The organism is Streptomyces sp. NPDC086835 (assembly GCF_044745705.1).
Taxonomy (GTDB): Bacteria; Actinomycetota; Actinomycetes; order Streptomycetales; family Streptomycetaceae; genus Streptomyces.
Genome location: NZ_JBIVAU010000007.1, coordinates 301063 through 321149 on the forward strand (window position 1 = coordinate 301063; position 20087 = coordinate 321149).

Genomic DNA, 20087 nt, shown 5'->3' on the forward strand with positions numbered 1-20087 from the left:
CGGCGCATCTCCATCTAGCCGTAGTAGAAGTCGGCGGCGGCGGGCTCGTGCTTGCCGTCCTCGAACAGATGCGCGGCAAGGCGCACTGCCTGCGTGCCCTTGCCGGCTCCGGGCGGCCCGATCAGGAGGATGCGCATCGATGAGGTGTCCCTTCGTCATGCGTGGCCATCAAGTCGTCTCTGGGACACACGATCACCGCGCACCGATGTCATTGCCCACCCGGTAAGCCACCCCCTGGCGGTGGGGATAACCACACCATGGGACATCGCCGCCTTGAGGTTGATGCGCCTCGGGTCTCGGTCCCTGATCGTTCGGACAGAACCATGTCCAGGCCGAAAACGATGAGTACCGTTCCGGTGGCCGATCAGGGGTTCAGAAACGCGTTCTCAAGGAGGTCTTCGAACTCGACCCGGCGACGGGGGACTTCGTCTTCAAGTCCGGGATCATGGGCGTGGTCCGGCAGGGCGGAACCGTCCGCCCCGGCGACACGATCGCCGTCGAGCTGCCTGCGGGCCCGCACCGGCCGCTGGAACGCGTCTGAACTTCATCGCTCCGGCCTGCGTCATCATCACCGTCCGCTGCCTGATCCGACGCACTGTACCCCTCTGTCGCCGGGGCCCCGTCCACCTGGCCCCCGCATCCGATGACCTGCCGGCAGGCCGCCCACCGTCTGAAGCCATCGGCTGAGCACAGGTGATCACCCGCCGGCTGTTACTCGTGCCGGTTCGACCGGCACGAGTAACAGGGCCGGCGAAGACCCCTTAGGCGACGGCGGTCCCCTCGAGCTCGACCATCTGGCCGGGGATCGCCAGTCGCGTCACCCCGAGCATCGTGGTGGTCGGCGCCACCTCGGCGGCGCCCAACCGCGCCGCCAGCACGCCGTAGTGCTGGAAGAGCAGATCGACGTCGGTCGTGTAGACGTTGAGCCGGACAAGGTTCGCGAGAGACATGCCGGCCTCGCCGAGCACGGCCTCCACGTTGTCGATGCTCAGCGTCAACTGCGCTGCCATGTCACCGTCATGCTGGGGCCTGCCGTCGCCGCTCATCGCGGTCTGCCCCGAGATGTACAGGGTCCGTGTGTGCCCGGAGACGACCTCACCCTGGTTGAATCCCATCTCCACCGACCACGTCACCGGGTTGACCACCGTTCGTTCCACTGCCACATCAGCTCCATTCGATTCATCGGGAGTACGTACGTCCATCGGCTCGGTATCCGCCAGCTTCGACGTCGCGTCGACGAGCCTCCCAACGAATCACGACACCCTCGGTCATGTATTCCCATAGAGTTCTCCTATGCGTGCCGACCGGTTGGTGTCACTGGTGCTACTGCTGCGCCAACGCGGCCGGTTGACAGCGGACACGCTGGCCCGCGAGCTGGAGGTATCCACCCGCACCGTGCTGCGCGACATCGAGGCGCTGTCCGCGGCAGGCGTCCCGGTCTACGCCGAACGCGGCAGACACGGCGGTTTCGCGCTGTCACCCGGTTTCCGGACCGAGCTCACCGGACTGAACCACGACGAGGCCCTCGCCTTGCTGACCGCTGGATCAGGGCGCGGCGAGCTGGTGTTCGGCCTCGGCTCGGCGCTCGCTTCGGCCATGCGGAAGGTGGTCGACGCGCTGCCGGAAAGCCATCGGGCCTCAGCGAGCGACGCGGCCCAGCGTTTTCTCGTCGACCCAAAGACCGACCTGCTCTCACGCCGGCTGGTCAATGAGGAGGTACCCGACACCGCAATGATCGAGGTCAGGCGCGCGGTGCTCGCCGGACACAAGCTGCGCATCCACTACGCGGCCACAGGCCAGACACCCCGGTGGCGCACGGTGGACCCGATCGGCCTGGTCACCGTGCGCGACCGAAGCTACTTGCTGGCCACGAGATCCGGCGCGGACCGCACCTACCGGCTGTCGCGGGTGTTGGCCGCCGAGGAACTCCCCGAAAGTGCAGAGCGACCGAACCGGGTCGATCTGGACCGGATCTGGCAGGAACGCTCCGCGCAGTTCCTCTCCGGCGGCGACCACATCACCGTGCCGGTACGGGTGAACCCGGCGCGGCGGGAGGAGCTGCTGGACACCGCGCTGGCCGTCCGCGCGGAAGAACCCGACGCGGACGGCCGGCTGCGGCTGGAGGTGACCTTCCAGGATTCACGACACGCCGAATGGGCGCTGTGGCAGCTCAGCACGGACGTGGAAGCCCTGGCCCCGCAGTCGTTGCGCACCGCCCTACGCAACCGCGCCGCCGCGATGGCGACCCGCTACGGCGACTCGCGCTAAGAGCGAGAAGCCGACCAACCGGAGCATTTCGCCGCGCGAGGATCAGCCCGTAATGCCGGTGTCCGCGCTGCGTAGGCTCCGCGAGGGTGTGTTCTGGCAGCCCGTCAAACGGCGGGGACCGTCGAGGTCGCTTCCTTCTCACCGGTGGGCAGGCCGACGGTGTCGGTATGAGCGGCCAGAGCCTTCTCCAGCCGCTTGATGTGGTAGTACTGCACCCGCGTCGTGCGCTGCAGGGCCATGACCGCAGTCAGGAACTGGTCCATCTCGGCAGCGCGGGTGAGGATGTCGTCGGGCACGTGCTCGTCCCGCAGACAGGCGTCCGCGTCCTGGCCGAGCACCGCCTCCGCCCAGTTACGGGTGATCGGCTTGAACAGGCCCGGGTGGTTGGCCACGATCCGCGCTCGGATCGCCAGGTCGTTCTCGACGGCTTCCACGTGCAGTCCTGTGTCCTTGTTGCGCGCCCCGAACAGCGGCTCATGGATGTGGTGAGCATCGAAACCGTGCTCCACGCAGCCGACCCAGAAATCCCAGTCCTCTCCGGCCTTCATGCTCTCGTTGTACCCGCCGACGGTCTCCCATGCCTCGCGGCGGAACAGCGAGCAGTAGAACATGATGAGCCGCTGAAGCAGCAGTTCCCTGCTGTAGGCGGGGAAGGGCATCGCCTGCGGAGGCAGATCGTCGTCGGTGAAGGCGAACACATCGGTCGAGGCGATGGCGACGCCGGGGTCGCTGTCCAGTACCGCGACGGTCTTCTCCAGCATCGTGGCTGCGATCACATCGTCGGCGTCCAGTGGAAGGATGTACCGGCCGGCGCTGGCCTCGATCCCGGTGTTGCGCGCGGCGGAGACCCCGGCATTGGCCTGCTGGAGCAACCTGATGCGCCGGTCGGGGTGACGGGCGATCAGGGCCTCGGCCACCTCGACGCTGTTGTCGGTACTGCCGTCGTCGACGATGACGATCTCCCAGTCACGGAACGTCTGGGAAACGACGCTGGACACCGCCTCGGGCAGATAGCGGCCGTAGTCATGGCACGGGATGACCACCGAGACCACGGGGTGGGAACTGGGCATGCGCCGTCCTTCGCTTCGGAACGGAATCGGGAAGGGAGGATCCTGGGGACGTGTGGCCGCGGGTGGCAGGTCGGGCGTCGCGGCCCCCGGCCCGTGCCGGGGGCGGCGACGGAGCCGACCTGCTGAACCGCGTGCTAGCTGTGGAGTTCGAGCGACGCGTGGTGGGGCCTGTGGGGCCTGTGGTCGTGGTGATCGTCGTCGCGGCAGTACCCGTAGTCCGGGATCGTGATGTTGCCGACCGGCGTACAGCAGTACCCGTAGTCCGCGACCGTGACATTGCCGACCGGCGTACAGCAGTACCCGTAGTCCGTGACGGTGACGTTGCCGAACGGGGGGCAGTGCGCTTGGGACCCTGGCGTGAAGGTGACGTCGCCTATCGGCTGTATCTGCTGTCCGTGCTTCGCCGAGGCCGCCGGATCCGGACCGAGGGAGGCGTAAGCCGCCTCTGCGGTGCCGACCAGTCCGGCGGTGGCCAGAACGGCGGGAAGAGCCAGGGAAGTGATGGCGCGGGCTTTCACGGTGGCGCCTTTCTGTGGGGGGATCTGCCCCGGGATGCCGGTGAACTTCGCGGCGAGGCAGTAGTGCCACCGTAAGTTTAACTACTCAGTGCGTCAAAACGACTACTCTCCGCGAGCAGCGGGCCGTGCTACCACCCTCACGGCCCTTGTTCAGGAAACCGGGACGGCCTCGGCGTGCGCTGGCGCCTGGGCGTGGTGCGGATGCAGCACTTCCAGGTCGGGCATCGCCCAGCAAGCGGCACCCATGTCCCGGGCCATCGCGGCGAAACCCTCGGTCTCGATGAGGTGCTGATAGGGGAAGGACGGGAAGATCAGGCCTTCACGGTGAAGGTCGGCGCGGACCAGCAATGTGGTGCCGCCGACCGAGTCGACACGGAGGAGCCCTTGCCCGCGCAACTCGTCGAGGTACGTCCGGCCGAACCCCCTCGGGGGCTGGAGGATGCCGTCACGTAGCCACTGGGACCAGTTGAGCGTGCCGGCCCTCGGGTGAAGGACGAAGGTGTTGAGATCGTACGTAGGCCCACCGGGTGCGGTGGCACAGTGCGGAACGACGATGTCCTTGCGTGCGCCGAGCAGACGCTGGACCAGGTCGGCCGGGTAGCCGGTTACATCGACGTCGAGCCACAGAACCCACTCCTCATCGACGAGGGCCCTGGAGAGCAGGTGGTTGCGTACCTTGGCCAGCACCGACCGGCGCCGACGCTGGATACCGGGTTCCCAACGAGGTCCGGCCAACTGGAGGCCGTAGTCGCGGCGCACAAGCGTGACCCGCCGGTACTCCGCCTCGAGCCGTGGCAGGACCTGCTGGAGCATCTCCGCTGTCGCGTCCCGGCTGTCGCCCTCGAGCAGCCCCAACGAGATCGCCTCGCGGGGGTAGTCCAGCGTGCGAAGGCGGTCCAGATAGTCGGGCAGGAACGCGGCAGCGTCCTTGAGCGGGCTGAGCACCAAGATCAGGGGCCGCTCACTCGCCGGGGCCGTCGCCGGCACGGCAGTCGGCCCAGGTTTCCGCTCGGAGGTACGGTCGGCGGTGGTGCCGGTCTCCGCATGGGCGATGTCCCCGGGCTCGATCGGCAGCCGGGCCGCCATGGCCAGCAACCGCTCGGCGTAAGCACCGGGTTCGGCCCAGATCTCGGTCGCCACGTCGAAGTGCTCCGCGAAATGGGACTCGTTGAACGTGTTGGCCCCATGGCACACATACGTGTACAGCTGGGGCGCGTCGACCGTTACGACCCGGCAGGTCCGCACCACCTCTTCCGCCACCGGGGTGTCCTCGCCCCGGCGTTGCGCCGGGTAGCGCGGCATCCGGTCGGTCGCACACACCATCGACCCTTCCCAGACCCGTGCGCAGGAGACCCCGAGCTTGCGGCGGTCCGGCCACCACAGTTGCTCCCGGGCGAGGAAGCACGCCTCGGTGCCGAGCGCGAGAATCGCCGCCATCTGTGTCTCGACCCGCTCCGGGTCGTACAGGTCGTCGTCGTCCCACTGGCACACGTAGGGCCCGGTGGCCCGGTCCACCGCCTCATTGCGCAGCTCGCCCAGCGTCCGTCCCTCCGGGGGGAGCCGGTGATAGCAGATTCGGGGGTCGCCCAGATTGCGGATGTGCTGCTCCAAGGCGTCGTCCGTGCCGTCCTCCACGACTACCAGTTCCAGGTTCTGGTAGGTCTGGTTACGGAAGCACGTGATCGCCCGTCGCGCCGTCGCCGAGCGGTCCTTCGTGACCATCAGGCATGACACCGTCGGTGCCGGCGCGCCCGAGGCCCAGCGGCGGCGCTGGGTGTCCAGGCTGAGCAGGCCGTCAGCGAGCGGTTGGAGTTCCTGGCTCGCCCAGAACGGAAACCGTTTACCTGCGGACTTCCGCGGCGGCGCGGACGTATCGAACGCCCAACTGTCCGACCAGTGGTGCACCGCGCACGCGCTGTCGTAGTCGGCCTCCTGCGGCCCGAACAGCTCTGTCGCGTACGGGCTCACCTTTGGGTACAGCACCTCCGGGGCGAGAACCGTGATCGAGTCGGTCGCCGGCGCGCTGTCGACCGCTCTGGTGAGGAAGAACGGGCCTGTCACGTCCAAGGTGCTGGGCAGCTTGTGCGCACCGACCAGTTGGCGGTGCACATGGGTCCAGAACGGGTGGCCCGGCCGCGACGCGATGAACGCGTTGCCGACGATGCGGTCGAATCCGCGCTGGCGAGCCAGAAGCAGCCGGGTGTGCACATCCGGCTCGCAGCCGAGGACGAGGTCGCGCCCGTCAAGGATTCCGGAGACGGACTGCAGACACTCGAAGTCCAGATCCACGTACAGCCCGCCGAAGTGGTCGAGTAGAAAGTAGCGAATTGCGTCGGCCCGCATGATTGCTTCGGGGTAGCCGTCGTAGATCGGCAGGAACCACGGATAGTGCTCCTGGAGGAATGCGCGATTGTCCGCATCGGTCCACAACCGATACCCCCAGTCAGGATGGTGCCGACGCCAGGAATCGGCCCACTCCTGCCATTCCGGAGGGATGTCAGAGTCTTTCCACGTTTGGTGGATCAGTGGGGGAATTCTCTCCTGTGCGGACATTTGCACAGTATGGCGCGCCGTCCGGTCGAGCCGAGCTCCCGATAGACCCCTCGGAAGAACATTCACCCGCGCGGTCGACGAGACATCGCCGTGCGCGGCCCGCTCCTCCGCTCAGTTGCACGGCCGCTGGGGCGATGCCGTTCGGTCTGGAGCCGTACGACCCCAACTCGCAACCACCGAGGCTCCGGAGCGTTGCGTGGACTCGTCATACTCGGCGGATGCAAGCGGGACGTGCTGCTCACGGCCGACCGACACCTCGCTGAACTGCGGAACATGCTCAAGACAGAGCAAGCATCACCACCGCAGTCCCGGCGCCGGCGCCTGGGACGATGCGGACCTGATCCTGCCGGCGGGGGCTGTGCGCTTTCGAAGGTCATCGCGAACAAGCTGATCGGACGCTCCGCGAACTGGGCTCCGAGGTCACCGACCAGCTGTTCGACACGCCGGTTTCATGCTGAAGCTCTGGCTTCGGCCACGCTGAACCACCCGGGCCGCACCTCGACCGGCGGAGGCTCCAGCGATCGCACTGAGGACCGCAGGTCAAGAGGCACCTGCTCCGTGAACTCTGTAGACGCAGGTTGCGAACGGACCTGGCCGGTACGTCTGCCTGTGCAGCAACTCAGGCAGCCGGGCCTCGGTCGGTGCGCAGCGCCTGGAGCAGTTGCCCCAGCGCGGCTCGGGTGTGGGACAGGTCCTCGGGGTCGGAGGAGGACGCCAGCCAGAGGGCCGCCTCGTTCATCGCCCCCGACAGCAGGTGGACCAGCGGGGCGACCGGCTGCGGGGCGATGATCCCTGCGTCGACGAGGCCGGACAACGCGTCGGCGAGGTGGCGGGCAGAGGCGGCCTCGTCCATCGCACGCCATTGACTCCATCCCAGCACGGCAGGCCCGTCGACGAGCATGACCCGTTGGACGTCCGGATCGGTGGTCGCCGTGAGGAACTCCTGACAGCCGGCGGTCAGCGTACGTCTCCGGCTGATCCCCGAGGGCGCGTTCGTCAGTGACCTGCCGGACACGCTCCAGCGAGCGGGGGCACACTGGGTCGATCCCGTGACCACCCCTCGAGGAGGCCTCACTTGCTGGACGACGCGACCGCGCGGTTCGTCGAAGCGGTCACCCGGTTGTCCCCCGAAGCGCCGGCCGGCGCGTCCGAACCACGCGCTCCGGCCGTGGGAGGCGAGCGTCCGGTGCCGGACGCGACGGACAGGGCCGCAGACACGACCCGACAGAGGAAAGAGGCACGGCCGGTGACCCCGCTCGACGTCGACCGACTGACAGAGGTCGGCAGGACCTGGCTGCCGGACCTCACGCCCGACGCGAGCCTGAACGTCGTCACGCTGGAGAACGGCGCGGGCGTGTGCGTAGTGCACGCCGTCCGCGGCGGCGGCAAGGTCTACGTAGCGCCCGACGAGACGGTGCTGTTCACCGGCTCGTCGGTGGCTTCGACGCCGGGCTCGGCGCGTTCCTCGACGGGGCCCGCACCTCGCGGGGCGGTGTCCGGCCGGCCGGGCAGTAAGGCCCTTGCCGGCCGACACGTGGTCCAGCGGCCGGTGCGTGATCGGCCGGCGGTGAGGGAGGGTCGTCACGGCACGGCGGCGGGACATCGGGCACCGGTGTGGCCCGCTGTCCGGGGCCGGCGGCGCCGGTCAGGTCTCGATCGTCGCCACCGCGTCGACGCCCGCGTGCCGCAGGGTCCGCACCACGCCACGGCGGGCGCCTCGGACGGTGATGCCGACCGAGTCCGGCGCGACGGTCACGGCCCGGAGCAGGCCGTAGGCGCACGCGAGGTCGATCCGTTCGAGACCGCTCATCTCCAGCACCCAGGTGCCGGCCTGTCGCAGCCGTGGGTCGAGGAGCCGTTCCTCGAGCTCACGCAGCGTGTGGGTGTCCACGACACCCGAGAGGACCAGGACGGCGTGCCGGCTGTCCGTCTCGACGATCCGAACGGACCCGGCCTGCGAGCGGGCGGGCTGGTCGGGTTCGACTGCCACGGCGACCTCCTCAGCAGTAAGCGGGGCGTGCGGTTCCATTGTCTCAAGCCCGACGGCAGAGCCGGGATCAGCACCGGCGGCGCGAACCTCCGACGCGGCCGGCGACGAGCGGGCCGGACCGGCGCACGCGGCCGGCGACGAGCGGGCCGGACCGGCGCACGCGGCCGGCGACGAGCGGGCCGGACCGGCGCACGCGGCCGGCGGACGAGCGGGCCGGACCGGCGCACGCGGCCGGCGGACGAGCGGGCCGGACCGGCCCGGTGGCCACCCCGTCCGCTCCCCCGCTGTCAGCTCGGCACCCGGCCTTCCAGCGCGGACCTCCATGCCGGCGGCACCGCTTCGCGCACCGGCTCCGCCGGTCTGCCGCCGCCCGCCAGGAAGCCGGCCAGCGGCAGGGTGGCCGCGCCGACCGTGACCGCGTCCGGCCCCAGTTGCCCCAGGTCGATGGTCACCCGCCCGGCCGGATAGCGGAGCGAGTACGACGTGGCGTGCTCCCTCACGGCGGCCAGAAAACGCGGGCCGAGCTGGAGCCCGGCCCATCCGCCGATGAGGATGCGCTCGGGCTGGAAGAGATTGATGAGGCCGGACAGCCCGGCACCCAAGTACTCCGCGGTCTCCTCCACGACCGCGAGCGCCACAGGATCCGCTCCTTCGCCGCCGTCCCGAACCGCCCACCGGCCTCTGTCCCGGAACGCCCTCTCACCGCCGTCCCGATCCGCCCCCCGGCCCCCGCCCCGATCCGCACCCTCTTCGCCGTCCGGGTACGCCGCGGACAGCAGCGCCGTCAGTGCCGTCTCCTCGTCGGCCCCCTCCGGCGGCAGTCCGCCCGCCTCACGCCACCGGTCCACGAGGGCCTCCGCCCCCGCGTACGCCTCGAGGCAGCCCAGCGCTCCGCAACGGCAGCGGCGGCCGCCGACTTTGACCGTCAGATGGCCCCACTCCAGGGCCCTGCCCTGTTCGGCGGTGTCCGTGACGTGGCACGCGCCCACGCCGGAGCCGAAGAGGATCACGGCCACGCTCTGCGCGCCGCGGCCGGCGCCGAACCACATCTCGGCCTGGCCGAGCGTCCTCGCGCCGTTCTCGATGAAGAAGGGCACCGTGTCGGGCAGCCGGCAGGAGGCACGCAGCAGGGATTCCAGGGGGACCGCGTCCCAGCCGATGGTCTGGCCGTGGACGACGGCCCCGCACTCGGGTGTGGCGGCGACGATGCCGGGCACGCCGACGCCCACGCCGAGGAGTCCGTCGACACCGACCCCCGTCGCGTGCAGCACTTCCGCTATGGCGTGGCGGACGTGCTCCACTATGACGCCGACGTCGTAGCCGACTCCGTTCAAGGGCCGCTCGGTGCGTGCCAGTTCGGTGAGCGTAAGGTCGAACAGCTCCACCCGCACCCGGGTTTCACCGACGTCGACACCGATCAGGCATCCGCTGCCTGGCGCGACACGGACCAGGGTGCGGGGGCGGCCGCCGTCCGACTCGATGCTGCCGGCTTCCTCCACCAGGCCGTCGCCCAGGAGTTCGCCCACGACGTTGCTGATGGTGCCGGAGCTCAGGCCGGTGGCGGGACCGAGGGCCTGCCTGCTCATGGGGCCATCGAAATACAACCGTTGCAGTACGGTCGCGCGATTGCTCCTCCGCAGGTCATGGACCGTCCGCCCGCTTCGTCCAGACATCCTTCGCTCCTTCGGCCTGCGCTGTCCCGGAAGTGCGCCGGGTCGCACCCCTTGACGATGTCGCCCGCGAAAGCTTAACTCACGTCCTAAATTAAGCCGTGAGGGCATCCAGAGGTTGAAGCCGCAGCCTGTCGGCCCCTCCCCGCGGCACCACCCCTCCGGAAGGGACACCTGGAGTTATGCGCAGATACAGAGCTGTAGCCAGCGGTGCAGTCGCCGTCTCCCTGCTCGCCACCGCGACCGCGTGCGGCGGTGGCTCGTCTGCCGGAGGCGGCGGTTCCAACGAGTCGCCGAAGACCCTCACCTACTGGGCGTCGAACCAGGGTCCGAACATCGAGGCCGACAAGAAGATCCTCGAGCCGGAGCTGAAGAAGTTCGAGCAGAAGACCGGCATCAAGGTCAAGCTCGAGGTCGTCCCGTGGTCGGACCTGCTGACCCGGATCATGACCGCCACCACCTCCGGCCAGGGCCCCGACGTCCTGAACATCGGCAACACCTGGTCCGCGTCCCTCCAGTCCACCGGTGCGCTGCTGCCGTGGGACGAGAAGAACTTCTCGAAGATCGGCGGCAAGGACCGGTTCGTGGGGGCCGCGCTCGGCTCGACCGGTGCGGCCGGTTCCGACCCGGCCGCGGTGCCGCTGTACTCGATGTCGTACGCGCTCTACTACAACAAGAAGATGTTCGCGGACGCCGGGATCGAGAAGCCGCCGGCCACCTGGGACGAGATGGTCGCGACCGGCAAGAAGCTGTCCAAGGACGGCAAGTGGGCCCTGGGCGCGGAGGGTGCGAACCTGTCCAACAACATCCACCAGGTGTTCGTCCTCGGCAAGCAGCACGGCGCCGACTTCTTCGACGCCGAGGGCAAGCCCGACTTCACCTCCGACGGCGCCGTCGCGGCCGTGAAGCAGTACGTGGACTTCATGGCGAAGGACAAGATCATCGCCCCGGGCAACGCCGAGTACGCCCAGAACCAGTCGCTCAGCGACTTCGCCAAGGACAAGACGGCGATGGTGCTGTGGCAGGCTGCCGCCTCCACGTTCAAGTCCCAGGGCATGAGCGACGACGAATGGGGCGTCGCTCCGGTGCCCGTCCAGGCGGGCGCTCCGGGCCAGGGGAAGAACGTCAACTCCATGGTCGCCGGCATCAACATGGCCGTCTTCAAGAACACCAAGAACCTCGACGGGGCCTTGGAGTTCGTGAAGTTCATGACCAGCGACGAGGAGCAGAAGCTGCTCTGCAAGACCTACGGGTCCATACCGCCGGTCAAGGCCGCGCAGAACGACCCTGCGTTCGACCGGCCGGAGCTGAAGGTGCTGCGTGACACCCTCGCCACCAGCGCCGAGGCGCTCCCCCAGGTCCCGAGCGAGTCGCAGTTCGAGACGGTCGTGGGCACCGCGGTCAAGAACCTCTTCGCCTCGGCCGCCAACGGCGGCGAGGTGACCACCGAGTCCGTCAAGGCCGAACTGGCCAAGGCCCAGCAGCAGATGCCCCAGCAGTGAGCGACACTCTCATGAACACGACCGTCGTCCCGGCCACCGGGGAACCGGCCGTGCGGAAGAACTCCCCAGGGGCGGCGCCCGGCCCGCGCCGCCCCGGGCGGACCCGCCGCACGGCGCTGCCGTACCTGCTGTTGCTCCCGGCGCTGCTGCTGGAGATCCTGATCCACCTGCTGCCGATCGTCATCGGCGTCGGGATGAGCTTCAAGGAGCTCACCCAGTTCTACCTGCGCGACTGGGGAGCCGCCCCGTGGCGGGGCCTGGACAACTTCAGGTTCGCGGTCGACTTCGACACGCCGGCCGGTGAGTCGCTGCTCAAGTCGTTCACGACCACGTGCCTGTTCACCGTCCTGTCCGTCGGTCTGTGCTGGCTGCTCGGCACCGCGGCGGCGGTCTTCATGCAGGAGACGTTCAAGGGCCGCGGCTTCCTGCGGGCCCTGTTCCTGGTGCCGTACGCGCTGCCCGTCTACGCCGCCGTCATCACCTGGTCGTTCATGTTCCAGCGCGACAACGGACTGATCAACCACGTGCTCCACGACCAGCTGGGGCTCACCGACAGCCCCTCTTTCTGGCTGATCGGCGACAACAGCTTCTGGGCACTGCTCATCGTCTCCGTGTGGAAGGGCTGGCCGTTCGCCTTCCTCATCGTCATGGCCGGTATGCAGAACATTCCCAAGGAGCTGTACGAGGCGGGAGCGCTCGACGGCGCCGGTGTGTGGCAGCAGATCCGCAAGATCACGCTGCCGTCGCTGCGCAGTGTCAATCAGGTGCTGGTTCTGGTGCTCTTCCTGTGGACGTTCAACGACTTCAACACGCCGTTCGTGCTGTTCGGCAAGTCGGCGCCGGAAGCGGCCGACCTCATCTCCATCCACATCTACCAGTCGTCGTTCGCCACCTGGAACTTCGGCGCCGGTGCGGCCATGTCCGTGCTGCTGTTGCTCTTCCTGCTGCTGGTGACGGGCGTCTATCTCTTCTTCACCTCCCGCGGGAGGAAGGCCACCGATGCATAGCTCTCCAGAAACCGGCACCGCCGTGCCCCGGTCCCCGATGGCCGCGCCGCGGTCCTTCGTGTGGTCGCGGCGGATCTTCCTGACCCTGCTGACGGGCTTCGTGCTGCTGCCCGTGTACGTCATGGTCTCCAGCTCGCTCAAACCGCTGGAGGACGTGTCGAGCGAGTTCCGGTGGATGCCGAGCGGGCTGACGATCCGCCCGTACTTCGACATCTGGGAGACCGTCCCGCTGGCGAAGTACTTCGTCAACTCCCTGATCGTGGCGGGTGCGGCCACCGTCTGCTCGGTGATCATCGCGATCTTCGCCGCGTACGCCGTCAGCCGGTACCGCTTCCGGGGCAAGCGGCTGTTCACCGTGTCCGTGCTGTCGACGCAGATGTTCCCCGGCATCCTGTTCCTGCTGCCGTTGTTCCTGATCTTCGTCAACATCGGGAACACGACCGGTGTCGCGCTGTTCGGTTCACGCGGCGGGCTGATCCTCACCTATCTCACGTTCTCGCTGCCGTTCTCCATCTGGATGCTGATCGGCTACTTCGACTCGGTGCCCAGGGAGCTGGACGAGGCCGCGCTGGTCGACGGCTGCGGGCCGCTGAAGGCCCTCTTCCGGGTCGTCGTGCCGGCGGCGATCCCCGGCATCGTCGCCGTCGCCGTCTACGCCTTCATGACGGCGTGGGGAGAGGTCCTCTTCGCGTCCGTCATGACCAACGACACCACGCGCACGCTCGCCGTCGGCCTCCAGGGCTACTCGACGCAGAACGACGTGTACTGGAACCAGATCATGGCCGCCTCGCTCGTGGTCTCCGTCCCTGTGGTGGCGGGCTTCCTCCTCCTCCAGCGCTACCTGGTCACCGGACTCACCGCCGGCGCCGTGAAGTGACCGGCGCCCCGCCGCGCCATTCATTGATCCCTTGTCAGAAAGGACGTCTGTGACCGAGTTCACCGACCTCGCCGCCCTCCCGCAGGACTTCGCCTGGGGGACCGCCACCTCCGCCTACCAGATCGAGGGCGCGGTCGCCGAGGACGGCAGGTCGCCGTCCATCTGGGACACGTTCTCGCACACGCCCGGCAAGATCGACGGCGACGACCACGGCGATGTCGCCTGCGACCACTACCACCGCTGGCGCGAGGACATCGCGCTGATGAAGCAGCTGGGCACCAACGCCTACCGCCTCTCCGTCGCCTGGCCCCGCGTCGTGCCCGGTGGTGACGGCGAGGTCAATGTCAAGGGCCTCGACTTCTACGACCAGCTCGTGGACGGGCTGCTCGATGCGGGCATCACCCCGTCCGTCACCGTCTACCACTGGGACCTGCCGCAGGCCCTGCAGGACCGGGGCGGCTGGCCGGAGCGGGACACCGCCCACCACCTCGCGGCGTACGCCTCCGCCGTCGCCGAACGGCTCGGGGACCGGGTCAAGCACTGGGCCACGCTCAACGAGCCGCTGTGCTCCGCGTGGATCGGGCACCTGGAAGGCCGGATGGCTCCTGGGGCGACCGATCTGGCCGCCGCCGTCCGCGCCTCCTACCACCTGCTGCTCGGCCACGGCCTGGCCGCCGGGGCGATCCGGGCAGCCGCGCCCGGCGCGCAGGTCGGCATCGTCAACAACCTGTCCACGGTGGCCCCCGCGAGCGATCGCGACGAGGACGTCGCGGCGGCCCGGCGGATGGACGGACACACCAACCGGTGGTGGCTCGATCCCGTCCACGGCCGTGGCTTCCCCGCCGACATGCTCGAGGTGTACGGCGTCGAACTGCCGGAGCTGCCGGGCGACATGGAGACCATCGCCGCGCCGCTGGACTGGCTGGGGCTGAACTACTACTTCCCCGCGGTGGTCACCGACGATCCCACCGGTCCCGCGCCCTTCGCCCGGCAGGTCGAGCGGCCCGGCGTGCCGCGCACCGGCATGGACTGGGAGATCGACGCGAACGGCATCGAGGCGCTGCTGCTGCGGCTGACCGACGAGTACGGCGCGCGCAGGCTCTACGTCACGGAGAACGGCTCCGCCTACCCGGACGTCGTCCGTGCCGACGGCAGCATCGACGACCGGGAGCGTGCCCGGTACCTGGAGGAGCACCTGGCCGCCTGTGCCCGCGCCGTCCGCAAGGGCGCACCGCTGGCCGGCTACTTCGCCTGGTCCCTGCTGGACAACTTCGAGTGGGCGTACGGCTACGACAAGCGCTTCGGCCTCGTCCATGTCGACTACGCCACGCAGCGCCGCACGATCAAGGGCAGCGGCCACCGCTACACGGACATCATCCGCGCGCACCGCGAGATGCGCGCCGGTAACGCGGCCTGATACCGATCGGCAAGGGCCCGGGACGCATGGCGTCCCGGGCCCTTGCCGTCCCCCGGTCGGCGCCGGCGCGTCCGGTCAGCTCCGCAGCCATACCGCCGTGTCCTGCGGCAGCTGTCCGCCGTCGTCCAGCGGGCCGCTGGCGAGCAGCAGGCGTGTGTGCGGCGGGAGCCGGACGGGGTCCGCGCCGAAGTTGACCACGCAGACCAGCCCGCCCGGCCGGGCGAAGGCGAGCACGGCAGGGCCGCCGACGGACAGCCAGCTGAACGGGCCGTCCCCGAAGCCGCGCTCGGTGCGGCGCAGCCGCAGAGCTGCCCGGTAGAGGCTGAGCATCGACCCGGGGTCGCCGGCCTGGCGGTCAGCGGCGTAGGCGGACCAGTCCGCCGGTTGCGGCAGCCACGGTTCGGTCCTGGAGCCGAATCCGCTGTACGGGGCGTCCGCGGTCCACGGCAGCGGCACCCGGCAGCCGTCCCGGCCGGGGTCGGTCCCCCCGGAGCGATGGTGCATCGGGTCCTGGATGCGGCTCGGTGGGATCTCCGCCTCCGGCAGGCCCAGTTCCTCGCCCTGGTAGAGGTAGACGGCGCCCGGCAGCGCGAGGGTGAGCAGTGCGGCGGCGCGGGCGCGACGGGTGCCGAGTTCCAGGTCGGTGGGTGTGCCGAAGGCCTTGGTGGCGAAGTCGAAGGCGGTGTCCTCGCGCCCGTAGCGGGTCACGGTGCGGGTGACGTCGTGGTTGCACAGCACCCAGGTGGCGGGGGCGCCGACAGGCGCGTGCTCGGCGAGTGTGTCGTCGATGGTGCGGCGCAGCCGCGCTGCGTCCCAGGGGCTGCCGAGGAAGTTGAAGTTGAAGGCGGTGTGCAGTTCGTCGGGGCGCAGGTAGCGGGCGAAGCGTTCGGCGTCGGGCAGCCACACCTCGCCGACGAAGACCGCGCCGTACTCGTCGGCGACGGCCCGCCAGGAGCGGTAGATGTCGTGGAGTTCGTCGCGGTCGATGTAGGGGTGCGGGTCGCGGCCCTCGACGAAGTCGGCCAGATCGGGGTCCTTGGCCGGCAAGGCGGCGGAGTCGATCCGTACGCCTGCCACGCCGCGTTCGAACCAGAAGCGCAGTACGTCCTCGTGTTCCTCGCGGACGGCCGGATGTGCCCAGTTCAGGTCGGGCTGCTGGGGTGCGAAGAGGTGGAGGTACCACTCGCCGTCCTCGACCCTGGTCCAGGTGCTGCCGGCGAACTGCGAGGGCCAGTCGTTGGGCGGCAGTTCGCCGTTCGCGCCGCGTCCGGGGCGGAAGTGGAACAGCTCGCGTTCCGGGCTGCCCGGTCCCGCGGCGAGTGCGGCGCGGAACCAGGCGTGCTGGTCGGAGACATGGTTGGGGACGATGTCGACGATGGTGCGGATGTTCAGCTCGCGGGCCTCCGCGATCAGCTTCTCCGCCTCGGCCAGGGTGCCGAACGCCGGGTCGATGGTGCGGTAGTCGGCGACGTCGTAGCCTCCGTCTGCCAGGGGCGAGAGGTACCAGGGCGTGAACCAGATCGCGTCGACGCCCAGCTCGGCCAGATACGGCAGCCTGGCCCGTACGCCGGCGAGGTCCCCGGCGCCGTCACCGTCGCCGTCGGCGAAGCTGCGCGGGTACACCTGGTAGATGGCGGCGCTGCGCCACCAGTTGTCGGTGCGGTCCGAATGAGGGGCTGCCACGGGAGGTCCTTTCGGGCAGAGGGTTCTCCGCCGCCGGCCCGGACAGCGAGGCGTCGAGGACACGGACCGGCGGCAGAGGCTTCATGGGTGAGCGCGGAGGGCGGGGCCGCGAGGGTGGTGCCGGGCCTGTCAGCCCTTGAGGCCGCCCGCGGTGAGACCGCTCATGATGTTGCGCTGGAAGAGGAGGAAGATGAGCAGCGTCGGCACGGAGGCGATGGTGAGCGCCGCTATCAGGATGTTCTCGGGCACACCGGTGGACAGTGAGTAGATGCCGACGTTCAGCGTCTGCTTGCTCGGGTCGGGCAGGGTGAGCATCGGCCAGAGGAAGTCCTTCCAGACGCCGACCACCGCGAAGATGGACACGACGCCCAGAATGGGCCGTGAGATGGGCAGCACGATCGACCGGAGTGTGCGCATCGGGCCGGCGCCGTCCAAGGAGGCCGCGTCGAGCAGTTCCTTCGGGATGGAGTCGAAGAAGCGCTTCAGCAGGAAGATGTTGAAGGCGTTGGTGACGGACGGCAGCCAGATCGCCCAGGGCGAGTTGAGCAGGTTGCGTTCGAAGACCGGCACGTCGAGCACGGTCAGATACTGGGGCACGACGAGCACGGTCGCCGGGATCATGAGCGTGGCGAGCATCATGCCGAGGATCGCCTTGCCGAAGACGGGCCTGAGCCGGGACAGCGAGTAGGCCGCGGCGACGTCGAGGACCAGCTGGAAGGCGAGGGCCCCGAAGGCGTAGTAGAGGGTGTTGAACAGCAGCCGGGCCAGGTCCATGACCTCCCAGGCCCGCGAGTAGTTCTCGGGGTGGAGGGTGTCCGGCACGAGGGTCGGCGGGGTCTGGACGACTTCCTGGGTGGTCTTGAGTCCGCCGGAGACCATCCAGTACAGCGGGCCCAGGAAGACCAGCGTGAACAGGACGACGACCAGGGCGAAGGTGACCCAGTAGAGGGCCTTGCCGCGGGGCCGTGCCAGCTGGGCCGGCGAGATGAGCGTGCGTGTGGTCATCTGTCGGTTCCCGTCCTACTCGTCCTCGGCGCGGCTGAGCTTCACGTACACGGCCGAGAATCCGGCGAGCAGCGCGAGCAGCACCAGGCCGAGCGCCGCCGCGGCACCGTAGTTGTTGAAGTTGAAGGCGTACTGGTAGATGAGATACACGACGGTGGTGGTCGAGCCCTCCGGGCCCGCGCCGCCGGTGAGCAGGAAGGGCTCCACGAACACCTGCATGGTCGCGATGACCTGCATGAGCAGCATCAGCGAGAGGATCAGCCGGGTCTGCGGGACGGTGACGTGCCAGATCTTCCTCAGGACGCCGGCGCCGTCGAGCTCGGCCGCTTCGTAGAGTTCCCCCGGGATGCCCTGGAGTGCCGCCAGGTAGATCAGGGTGGCGCCGCCCATGTTCATCCAGGTCGCCGCGATGACGACGGAGAGCATGGAGGTGTCGGGGTCCTGGAGCCACTGCTGGGCGGGCAGGCCGAAGAATCCGAGGATCTCGTTGAAGAGTCCGTAGCCGGGGTCGTAGAGGTACTTGAACAGCAGAACCGACGCGACCGGCGGCAGCATCACCGGCAGGTAGACCAGCATGCGCAGGTAGCCCTGGGCGTGGCGGAACTCGTTGAGCACCACGGCGACGAGGAACGGCACGGCGAAGCCGAGGAGCAGTGCGAGGACCGTGAACAGTGCGGTGTTGCGCCATGCCTGCCAGAAGGCCGGGTCGTTGAAGACGGTGGTGAGGTTGGACCAGCCGGCCCAGGTGGTCTGTCCGCCCTCGGTCTTCTGGAAGGCGAGGAGGAACTCCCTGACCATCGGGTACCAGGAGAAGAACGAGAAGCAGAGCACGGCGCCGATCAGAAAACCGTGGGCCGTGAGGTTGCGGCGAAGGGCCTTGGCGAAGCTTCCGCCGCGGGGCCGCGGGGCGTCCCCGCGGTGCCGCGAGCGGCGGGGCCCTGCCGCCTTGTCCGTGGTCATGGTGGGGGCCGACATGGTTGCTCCTTGGTGCGTCGTACCGACGTGACGGTGCCGGCGCGCCGGCTGTCGAGGCCGGCGCGTCGGCGGGGTGCACGAGGTCGGGCGGGCCCGGTCCCCGTGGTGGTCACCCGGTGGCGAGCACCTGATCGACCTGTGACGCGGCGGTCGTGAGGAGCTTGTCGATGTCGGCGTCCTCGTTGGTGAGGATGCCGGACATCACGTTGTCGAGGACCTTGTAGATCTCCTGGGCCTTGGGCGGTTCGGCCTTGCCCGGGACCGGGTTGTCCATGAAGGTCTTGAAGTTGGCCACGGGCATGGTGGCGTGCCGGGCGCGGGCCGCGTCGTCCTTGCTCTTGGACCCGTCGAGCCAGAAGTTGGGCTGCGGGAGTCCGACCGGGAGCTTGTCCGCCTTGCTGCGCGCCCAGTCGAACTGGCCCTTGCCGACCGTGAGGTTCTTGAAGTTGAGCCAGGCGACGGCGGCCTTGATCTTGTCCGGGGAGATGCCCTTCTTGATCATGTAGTTGTTGCCGCCGGCCAGTGTGCTGCGCTCACCCGGTATCGGTCCCATGCCGAAGTTCTCGTACGAGGCTCCGAGTTGCTGAACCATGTAGGTGATGTCGTCCGGGGCGGCGAGGAACATCCCCAGCTTGTCGGAGGCGATCTGCTTCTGGAGGTCGCCCCACTTCAGCAGCTGGGTCTGCCCCATGCTCTTGTCCTGCCAGCGCATCGCGTGGAGGTTCGCCGCCACCTGCTTGCCGATGTCGTTGTCGAAGGCGGCCTTCTTGCCGCTCGCGTCGACGATGTCGCCACCGAGGCTGTACATCTGTGCGGTGAAGTGCCAGCCACCGGTGTTGCCGGCGCTGTACTCGCCGAAGCCGGCGATGCCCTTGCCGAGTCCGGCGATCTTCTTGGCGGCCGTACGGACCTCGGCCCAGGTGCGGGGCGGGTTGTCGGGATCGAGCCCGGCCTGCTGGAAGAGCTTGCGGTTGATGAGCAGGCCCATCGTGTAGTTGCTGGTGGGCAGGCCGTACAGCTTGCCTTCGTGCTTGAGGGAGTTCAGTACGACCGGGTCGATGTCCCCCAGCAGCGGGACGGTCTTGTCGCTGACGTACGCGGTGATGTCCGCGGCGCCGTCGTTGTCCAGCACCTGCGGCAGGTCGGTGAAGTAGGTGTAGAAGACGTCCGGCTGGGACTTCGCCTTCAGCATGGCGGTGAAGCGCGGCGGTTCCAGGCACTGACCGGGCGTGGAGCGGCCCTCGATCGTGATGTTCGGGTACGTCTTGTTGAACGCGGCGACATCTTCCTTCCACTGCTTGAGCTCTGCGGCCTTGGCGGCCGGCGGCATGCAGTCGATCGTGAGCGTCAGCTTCGTCTTCGGGTCCAGTGGAGCGGCGGGGTCGAAGTTGCCGCCGCTGTCGGATCCGCCACTGTTGTCGCTGCTGCTGCTCGTGCCGCAGGCGGCGAGCGCGGTGAGCGTGAGCGCGGAGACGAGGGTGACCGCGCCGGCGCGGCGTGAACGACGGAACCGAGCACTTCTCATGGATGGTCCCCTTCGGGCATGAACGTG

The 20087-nt window shown here is 68.8% G+C and carries 16 protein-coding genes and 2 pseudogenes; 6 read left to right on the forward strand and 12 right to left on the reverse strand.

What is annotated here, in order from left to right; translation table 11 throughout:
* Positions 1 to 14: 14 nt before the first annotated feature.
* Entirely contained in the window at positions 15 to 137 is a 123-nt protein-coding gene (locus ACIPJI_RS23595; protein WP_402248568.1) for a hypothetical protein, read from the reverse strand.
* A 245-nt stretch (positions 138 to 382) separates the two neighbouring features.
* On the opposite strand from ACIPJI_RS23595, the pseudogene ACIPJI_RS23600 reads away from it, so the two are divergent.
* Positions 383 to 541, forward strand: a pseudogene (locus ACIPJI_RS23600) (MOSC domain-containing protein); the annotation flags it as partial.
* A gap of 220 nt (positions 542 to 761) precedes the next feature.
* Here the strand turns inward: ACIPJI_RS23600 and ACIPJI_RS23605 are convergent.
* Positions 762 to 1157, reverse strand: a complete 396-nt coding sequence (locus ACIPJI_RS23605) for a RidA family protein (RefSeq protein WP_402248762.1) — start codon at positions 1155 to 1157, stop codon at positions 762 to 764.
* Positions 1158 to 1293: 136 nt separating this feature from the next.
* On the opposite strand from ACIPJI_RS23605, the gene ACIPJI_RS23610 reads away from it, so the two are divergent.
* On the forward strand, positions 1294 to 2268 hold the full coding sequence (locus tag ACIPJI_RS23610; protein ID WP_402248570.1) for a helix-turn-helix transcriptional regulator: 975 nt from the start codon (positions 1294 to 1296) through the stop codon (positions 2266 to 2268).
* A 104-nt stretch (positions 2269 to 2372) separates the two neighbouring features.
* On the opposite strand, the gene ACIPJI_RS23615 is transcribed toward ACIPJI_RS23610, so the two are convergent.
* The 6 genes and pseudogenes from ACIPJI_RS23615 to ACIPJI_RS23640 form a co-directional block, all read right to left on the reverse strand.
* Positions 2373 to 3338 carry a glycosyltransferase family 2 protein gene (locus tag ACIPJI_RS23615; protein WP_402248572.1) on the reverse strand — a complete coding sequence of 322 codons (966 nt, stop codon included), beginning with the start codon at positions 3336 to 3338 and terminating at the stop codon, positions 2373 to 2375.
* A 134-nt stretch (positions 3339 to 3472) separates the two neighbouring features.
* Complete coding sequence (locus ACIPJI_RS23620; protein ID WP_402248574.1) at positions 3473 to 3856, reverse strand: hypothetical protein; 384 nt, start codon at positions 3854 to 3856, stop codon at positions 3473 to 3475.
* A gap of 150 nt (positions 3857 to 4006) precedes the next feature.
* Entirely contained in the window at positions 4007 to 6409 is a 2403-nt protein-coding gene (locus tag ACIPJI_RS23625) for a glycosyltransferase (RefSeq protein ID WP_402248576.1), read from the reverse strand.
* 619 nt (positions 6410 to 7028) lie between these two features.
* Positions 7029 to 7370, reverse strand: a pseudogene (locus tag ACIPJI_RS23630) (TetR/AcrR family transcriptional regulator); the annotation flags it as partial.
* 684 nt (positions 7371 to 8054) lie between these two features.
* Entirely contained in the window at positions 8055 to 8399 is a 345-nt protein-coding gene (locus ACIPJI_RS23635; protein WP_307709952.1) for an STAS domain-containing protein, read from the reverse strand.
* Between the two features lie 287 nt (positions 8400 to 8686).
* The gene (locus tag ACIPJI_RS23640) at positions 8687 to 10072 is read right to left on the reverse strand and encodes an ROK family protein (RefSeq protein ID WP_402248579.1); all 1386 of its coding nucleotides are present in this window, start codon (positions 10070 to 10072) and stop codon (positions 8687 to 8689) included.
* A gap of 179 nt (positions 10073 to 10251) precedes the next feature.
* On the opposite strand from ACIPJI_RS23640, the gene ACIPJI_RS23645 reads away from it, so the two are divergent.
* The 4 genes from ACIPJI_RS23645 to ACIPJI_RS23660 are packed head-to-tail and all read left to right on the forward strand — an operon-like array spanning position 10252 to position 14872.
* Positions 10252 to 11571 carry an ABC transporter substrate-binding protein gene (locus tag ACIPJI_RS23645; protein WP_402248581.1) on the forward strand — a complete coding sequence of 440 codons (1320 nt, stop codon included), beginning with the start codon at positions 10252 to 10254 and terminating at the stop codon, positions 11569 to 11571.
* 11 nt (positions 11572 to 11582) lie between these two features.
* The gene (locus ACIPJI_RS23650) at positions 11583 to 12578 is read left to right on the forward strand and encodes a carbohydrate ABC transporter permease (RefSeq protein WP_402248764.1); all 996 of its coding nucleotides are present in this window, start codon (positions 11583 to 11585) and stop codon (positions 12576 to 12578) included.
* A gap of 37 nt (positions 12579 to 12615) precedes the next feature.
* Complete coding sequence (locus ACIPJI_RS23655; protein WP_356623966.1) at positions 12616 to 13455, forward strand: carbohydrate ABC transporter permease; 840 nt, start codon at positions 12616 to 12618, stop codon at positions 13453 to 13455.
* A 49-nt stretch (positions 13456 to 13504) separates the two neighbouring features.
* Positions 13505 to 14872 (forward strand): GH1 family beta-glucosidase, encoded by a 1368-nt coding sequence (locus ACIPJI_RS23660; RefSeq protein WP_402248583.1) that lies wholly within the window; start codon positions 13505 to 13507, stop codon positions 14870 to 14872.
* Between the two features lie 75 nt (positions 14873 to 14947).
* Here the strand turns inward: ACIPJI_RS23660 and ACIPJI_RS23665 are convergent, their stop codons facing one another.
* The 4 genes from ACIPJI_RS23665 to ACIPJI_RS23680 all read right to left on the reverse strand — a co-directional run bounded on the left by ACIPJI_RS23665 (position 14948) and on the right by ACIPJI_RS23680 (position 20060).
* The gene (locus ACIPJI_RS23665) at positions 14948 to 16555 is read right to left on the reverse strand and encodes a glycoside hydrolase family 13 protein (protein WP_402248585.1); all 1608 of its coding nucleotides are present in this window, start codon (positions 16553 to 16555) and stop codon (positions 14948 to 14950) included.
* Between the two features lie 129 nt (positions 16556 to 16684).
* Positions 16685 to 17560: a carbohydrate ABC transporter permease gene (locus ACIPJI_RS23670; protein WP_356623940.1), complete on the reverse strand. Its 876-nt coding sequence runs from the start codon at positions 17558 to 17560 to the stop codon at positions 16685 to 16687.
* A gap of 15 nt (positions 17561 to 17575) precedes the next feature.
* Positions 17576 to 18535 (reverse strand): carbohydrate ABC transporter permease, encoded by a 960-nt coding sequence (locus ACIPJI_RS23675; RefSeq protein WP_402248587.1) that lies wholly within the window; start codon positions 18533 to 18535, stop codon positions 17576 to 17578.
* Positions 18536 to 18644: 109 nt separating this feature from the next.
* Positions 18645 to 20060, reverse strand: coding sequence for an extracellular solute-binding protein (locus ACIPJI_RS23680; RefSeq protein ID WP_402248589.1), 1416 nt, complete (start codon positions 20058 to 20060; stop codon positions 18645 to 18647).
* Positions 20061 to 20087: the final 27 nt, after the last annotated feature.

Coding starts and splice junctions, on each gene's coding strand:
- ACIPJI_RS23640 (WP_402248579.1), bottom strand. CDS start 10,072: ATGTCTGGACGAAGCGGGCGGACGGTCCATGACCTGCGGAGGAGCAAT.
- ACIPJI_RS23615 (WP_402248572.1), bottom strand. CDS start 3,338: ATGCCCAGTTCCCACCCCGTGGTCTCGGTGGTCATCCCGTGCCATGAC.
- ACIPJI_RS23610 (WP_402248570.1), top strand. CDS start 1,294: ATGCGTGCCGACCGGTTGGTGTCACTGGTGCTACTGCTGCGCCAACGC.
- ACIPJI_RS23595 (WP_402248568.1), bottom strand. CDS start 137: ATGCGCATCCTCCTGATCGGGCCGCCCGGAGCCGGCAAGGGCACGCAG.
- ACIPJI_RS23655 (WP_356623966.1), top strand. CDS start 12,616: ATGGCCGCGCCGCGGTCCTTCGTGTGGTCGCGGCGGATCTTCCTGACC.
- ACIPJI_RS23670 (WP_356623940.1), bottom strand. CDS start 17,560: ATGACCACACGCACGCTCATCTCGCCGGCCCAGCTGGCACGGCCCCGC.
- ACIPJI_RS23675 (WP_402248587.1), bottom strand. CDS start 18,535: ATGTCGGCCCCCACCATGACCACGGACAAGGCGGCAGGGCCCCGCCGC.
- ACIPJI_RS23650 (WP_402248764.1), top strand. CDS start 11,583: ATGAACACGACCGTCGTCCCGGCCACCGGGGAACCGGCCGTGCGGAAG.
- ACIPJI_RS23645 (WP_402248581.1), top strand. CDS start 10,252: ATGCGCAGATACAGAGCTGTAGCCAGCGGTGCAGTCGCCGTCTCCCTG.
- ACIPJI_RS23625 (WP_402248576.1), bottom strand. CDS start 6,409: ATGTCCGCACAGGAGAGAATTCCCCCACTGATCCACCAAACGTGGAAA.
- ACIPJI_RS23680 (WP_402248589.1), bottom strand. CDS start 20,060: ATGAGAAGTGCTCGGTTCCGTCGTTCACGCCGCGCCGGCGCGGTCACC.